This is a genomic window from Planktothrix sp. FACHB-1355 (assembly GCF_014748295.1).
GTDB lineage: Bacteria > Cyanobacteriota > Cyanobacteriia > Cyanobacteriales > Aerosakkonemataceae > Aerosakkonema > Aerosakkonema funiforme_A.
On sequence record NZ_JACJUP010000643.1, the window covers coordinates 1 to 3,976 of the forward strand.

The window sequence follows — 3,976 nt, forward strand, 5'->3', positions numbered from 1 at the left end:
TAGGTGTGGAAAAATTGCTCGATCGTTCGGCCAGTAACAATACCTTTTTCTCGTGCGGTTTGGAGTTGTTTCCAACAGTAAGATTCTTCGTCTTGTAGGAAGGCGGTAATTTCATTTTGTTGTTGTCGCAAAAGGGGATAAAATTTTTCTCCTAAAGTGATGGTAGTAGCGATCGGCAATTTCACAAAAGGATGTTCAATGCCTAACAGTTGTGCGTGCAATACTACACGCATTAACCATATTTTAATTTGCTTACGGATAGGATGGTTCCAGAAATGTGGCGGTTTAGGGACACAATCGGCGCTCAAGTACACAGCTGCACGTATTTGATCGGCAATTACTTTTAAACAAATCTTAGTCCAGGCATCGGCTCGCTCGTAATCAACTCCAGCAACTTCAGCAACAGTTTCAATGATGGGAAATATTAAGTCAGTCTCATAGAAGTTAGATACTTCTTGAAGAATAACTGCTAGCTTTTCTACAGCTAGACCCGCATCTATATAATTACGCTGAAGTGGAATTAGCTTATTGACATACTTTTCGGTATCAAATTCCATCAAAACCAGATGGTAAAAGCTGAGAAATCGCAAATCTTCCTCTGGTAAAAGGTAATGAAGCGTGTCCGGGCGATCGTAGTATTCTTTATCTTTAGATTGAAATTGGATATCCTCTTCTGATGCAACCGATTGATAGCCTCGTTCTGGGTAAAAATCGTAGTGAATGCGGGTGTTGCGACCGCAGTGACCGTGCGGACGAGTGCGCCAAAAATTCTGGTTGCTGAAAATAATTCGGTGTTCGGGTACGCCAATGCGATCGCGCCAGATGGCAAAGGTTTCAGTATCATTTATACGTACACTTACCACCAATCGCTCCGGTGGCAGTTGATAAACTTCCGTGCAAAGTTCCCAAGCCCAACTTAATGCCTGTTCTTGAGAATAGTTGCCGCAATTACCCAAGATCTCGAAAAAGGTAAGATGGCGCTCGGTAAGAACAGTCAAATTGGGAGAAATATGCTTTTGCAAAATTGTAGAATGATTCGATGGCGAGTATCGCTGTCCCAGAGAAATTGGATGAAATGGCAATGTCCAAAGATTAGTTTGGAACATTAAATCGGGAGAGTTAGCAACCAAAGATTCTGTGGGTAAAATCTGATGACCTCTAGCAGCATAAAATGAAAGAAATTTTTGTCTGATTTGGTTGCTATTCATAACTAAACATGGTGAAAATTATCTAAAAATGAGTCAAATTAGATGTTGGTACGATCGCACCTAGAATGCTGAAATTTTAACTGGAGACGAGAAACGCTGGCAATTGTCCCGTATTATCGGAAAGACGATCGTTGCAAAATAATGAATAATCACACTCAGTTACCGTATATAGCCGAACTCCTATGACTTTCGTTGAAGATTCCCCAGAAGGAGCCATTGTCCTTGGACGCGAGCCGGTCGTGCAAACCTATGAGCTAAGCAAAACCTACCTTACTGGCTTCTGGCTTAACCAGAAAATCGAATCGCTGAAAAACTGTACGCTCACAGTCTATAAAGGCGAAACTTTCGGGCTTTTGGGTCAAAATGGTGCGGGAAAAACTACACTGCTCAAAACGCTGCTGGGTATTGTGCGTCCGACTTCCGGACGTGCGACAATTTTGGGAGAACCGTTGGGCGATCGCACCGTCAAACAACGCATCGGTTATCTGCCAGAAAATGCTTATTACTACGACAACCTCACCGGCTGGGAATTTTTGCAGATGACAGCCGGATTATTTGAAATCCCGGAGTCGGTACAAAAAGAGCGCATCCCCCTACTGTTAGATATGGTAGGACTTGCCCAGTCAGCTGCTAAGAAAAAACAATTGCGTCAATATTCCAAAGGGATGATGCAACGTATCGGGATGGCGCAAGCATTAATCAACGATCCGGAATTGGTGTTTCTGGATGAGCCGATGTCAGGACTCGATCCGATGGGGCGCTACCAAATCCGCGAGATTATTTTATCGCTCAAAGAACAGGGCAAGACGATTTTTTTCAACTCTCACGTATTGTCGGATGTGGAGATGATCTGCGATCGCATCGCCATATTAGCCCAAGGCGAATTAATTTGCATCGGCTCTTTGGATGAACTGCTAGGCACCGCAGACTTATACTACGTCAAAGGCAAAGGCGGTAACTCGGAAGTTCTTAAAAAATGGATACCAGACTTAGACTTTGAAGAAAACAGCTGGAAAGGTCATTTACAGGGCGAACTACAGGATTTTGTCGCCAGTATAAACGCGATGCAGGCACAAATAATTTCTTTAAATTTAGCCCGCCCCTCACTGGAAGACTTTTTCATGCAGCAGCTGCGACAGCGGGGCTTTGTTGCCAGCAGTTGAGCCAGTACAGGGGCTAGGGGTTAGGGCGTCGGGGCTAGGGGAAGAGGGAGAGGGAAGAGGGAGTGGGGGAGTGAGGGAGCGGGAGAATAAATCTTTTCTCTTTTCCCTTTTCCCTCTTCCCTTTTCCCTCTTCCCTCTTCTATTTTTCCTCTTCCCTAGCCCCTAGCCCCTAGCCCCTAGCCCCTAGCTATAGCTTCTTCATCTCAAACTCTTGAAAGATGCAGCATGACTTTTCCTATTGCTATTCATTAATGGCATAACTCATTAAAGGAAAACACATGGCTGATTTAGTTGAGACTGCTGCTAGCGTCGGTTCTTTCAAAACTTTGCTGACTGTAGTGGAAGCCGCTGGTTTGTTAGACGCTCTCAAGAGTCCTGGCTCCTTGGCACTTTTTGCACCGACCGATGAAGCATTTGCCAAAATTCCAGCTACCACGATAGCTTCCTGGATGGAAGATATTCCCAAGCTCAAGAAAATTGTGGCATATCATGTCGTGCCTGGGGATGTTAGGTCTGATGACCTCCTTCAGATAGATGAAGCTCCCACACTTGAGGGCTCGATAATCGCAATTGACAACTCAGACGGCGTAAAAGTGAATGATGCCAAAGTGCTTCAACAAGATATTCTTGCCGACAACGGCGTTATTCACGTTATCGATACCGTGTTGATGCCTGCATTAGTTGCCGGTCATTAACTGCACCAAAGCTTGCATTAATTCCGAAATTTATTAAACAGGTAAAATACATGGCAGACATTGTAGATACCGCCGTTAGAAACGGTTCTTTCAACACTTTGGTAGAGGCGGTTAAGGCAGCTGGTTTGGTAGATACTCTCAAAAGTACTGGCCCTTTCACCGTATTTGCGCCGACCGATGAAGCTTTTGCCCACCTACCAACAGGAACTATAGACAAACTTCTGGGAGATATTCCTCAATTAACAAAGATTCTGACTTATCATGTCCTCGAAGGCAAAGTGATGTCTAAAGATGTGATGAATCTGGACAAGGCTACTACATTTGAAGGTTCAGACCTCAAGATTGATACCTCTAATGGCGTCAAGGTCGGTGATGCTACTGTTGTGAAATCCGATATCGAAGCTGACAACGGTGTTATTCACGTTATTGATACCGTCTTGGTTCCGCAATAGGGATTTTCGTGCTTACTATGGTATGGCAGAGGGGGAGAGGGGAAGTCAAAAGTCAAAATTCAAAAAGGGGTTAGGGATTAGGGGTTAGGGGTTAGGGAAAGTCAATCATTCAAAAATTCCTCCTCTTCCCTCTTCCCTTTTCCCTCTCCCTCTTCCCTCTTCCCTAACCCCTAACCCCTAGTCCCTAGCCCCTCTCTTCTCCCAATATACAGCCTGTACGAGGGGGAATATTCAACGTTAGTTGGTTGGATTTTTCTTCGTCGTTGCTCCAGGATACCTCGCAGTCACCGTACAATAACTGGCTGGGTTGAGATTGCAAACCAGTTACTTCAAAGCTGGCTTGTGCAGGTGCTGTACCGACATTAACGGCAATAATTAATTCCTCATTTCCCAGAATGCGATCGAACACATAAACTGTTCCCTCTGCATATAAAATGTGATAGTAACCGGTGCGGAGG

Annotated in this window: 4 protein-coding genes and 1 pseudogene; 3 read left to right on the forward strand and 2 right to left on the reverse strand. The window is 44.6% G+C overall.

Annotation, left to right across the window (positions count from 1 at the left end; translation table 11 throughout):
- Nucleotides 1–1,208, reverse strand: a 1,208-nt coding sequence (locus H6S82_RS22255) for an alanine--tRNA ligase-related protein (protein ID WP_242057069.1), incomplete at its 3' end; no start/stop codon positions are given.
- Between the two features lie 182 nt (nucleotides 1,209–1,390).
- On the opposite strand from H6S82_RS22255, the gene H6S82_RS22260 reads away from it, so the two are divergent.
- The 3 genes from H6S82_RS22260 to H6S82_RS22270 all read left to right on the forward strand — a co-directional run bounded on the left by H6S82_RS22260 (nucleotide 1,391) and on the right by H6S82_RS22270 (nucleotide 3,518).
- Nucleotides 1,391–2,371, forward strand: a complete 981-nt coding sequence (locus H6S82_RS22260; protein WP_190463968.1) for an ABC transporter ATP-binding protein — start codon at nucleotides 1,391–1,393, stop codon at nucleotides 2,369–2,371.
- A 278-nt stretch (nucleotides 2,372–2,649) separates the two neighbouring features.
- Entirely contained in the window at nucleotides 2,650–3,066 is a 417-nt protein-coding gene (locus tag H6S82_RS22265; RefSeq protein WP_190463967.1) for a fasciclin domain-containing protein, read from the forward strand.
- Nucleotides 3,067–3,116: 50 nt separating this feature from the next.
- Nucleotides 3,117–3,518, forward strand: a complete 402-nt coding sequence (locus tag H6S82_RS22270; protein WP_190463966.1) for a fasciclin domain-containing protein — start codon at nucleotides 3,117–3,119, stop codon at nucleotides 3,516–3,518.
- Nucleotides 3,519–3,702: 184 nt separating this feature from the next.
- Here H6S82_RS22270 and H6S82_RS22275 read toward each other — a convergent pair.
- Nucleotides 3,703–3,976, reverse strand: a pseudogene (locus H6S82_RS22275) (alpha-amylase); the annotation flags it as partial.

Coding starts and splice junctions, on each gene's coding strand:
- H6S82_RS22260 (WP_190463968.1), top strand. CDS start 1,391: ATGACTTTCGTTGAAGATTCCCCAGAAGGAGCCATTGTCCTTGGACGC.
- H6S82_RS22265 (WP_190463967.1), top strand. CDS start 2,650: ATGGCTGATTTAGTTGAGACTGCTGCTAGCGTCGGTTCTTTCAAAACT.
- H6S82_RS22270 (WP_190463966.1), top strand. CDS start 3,117: ATGGCAGACATTGTAGATACCGCCGTTAGAAACGGTTCTTTCAACACT.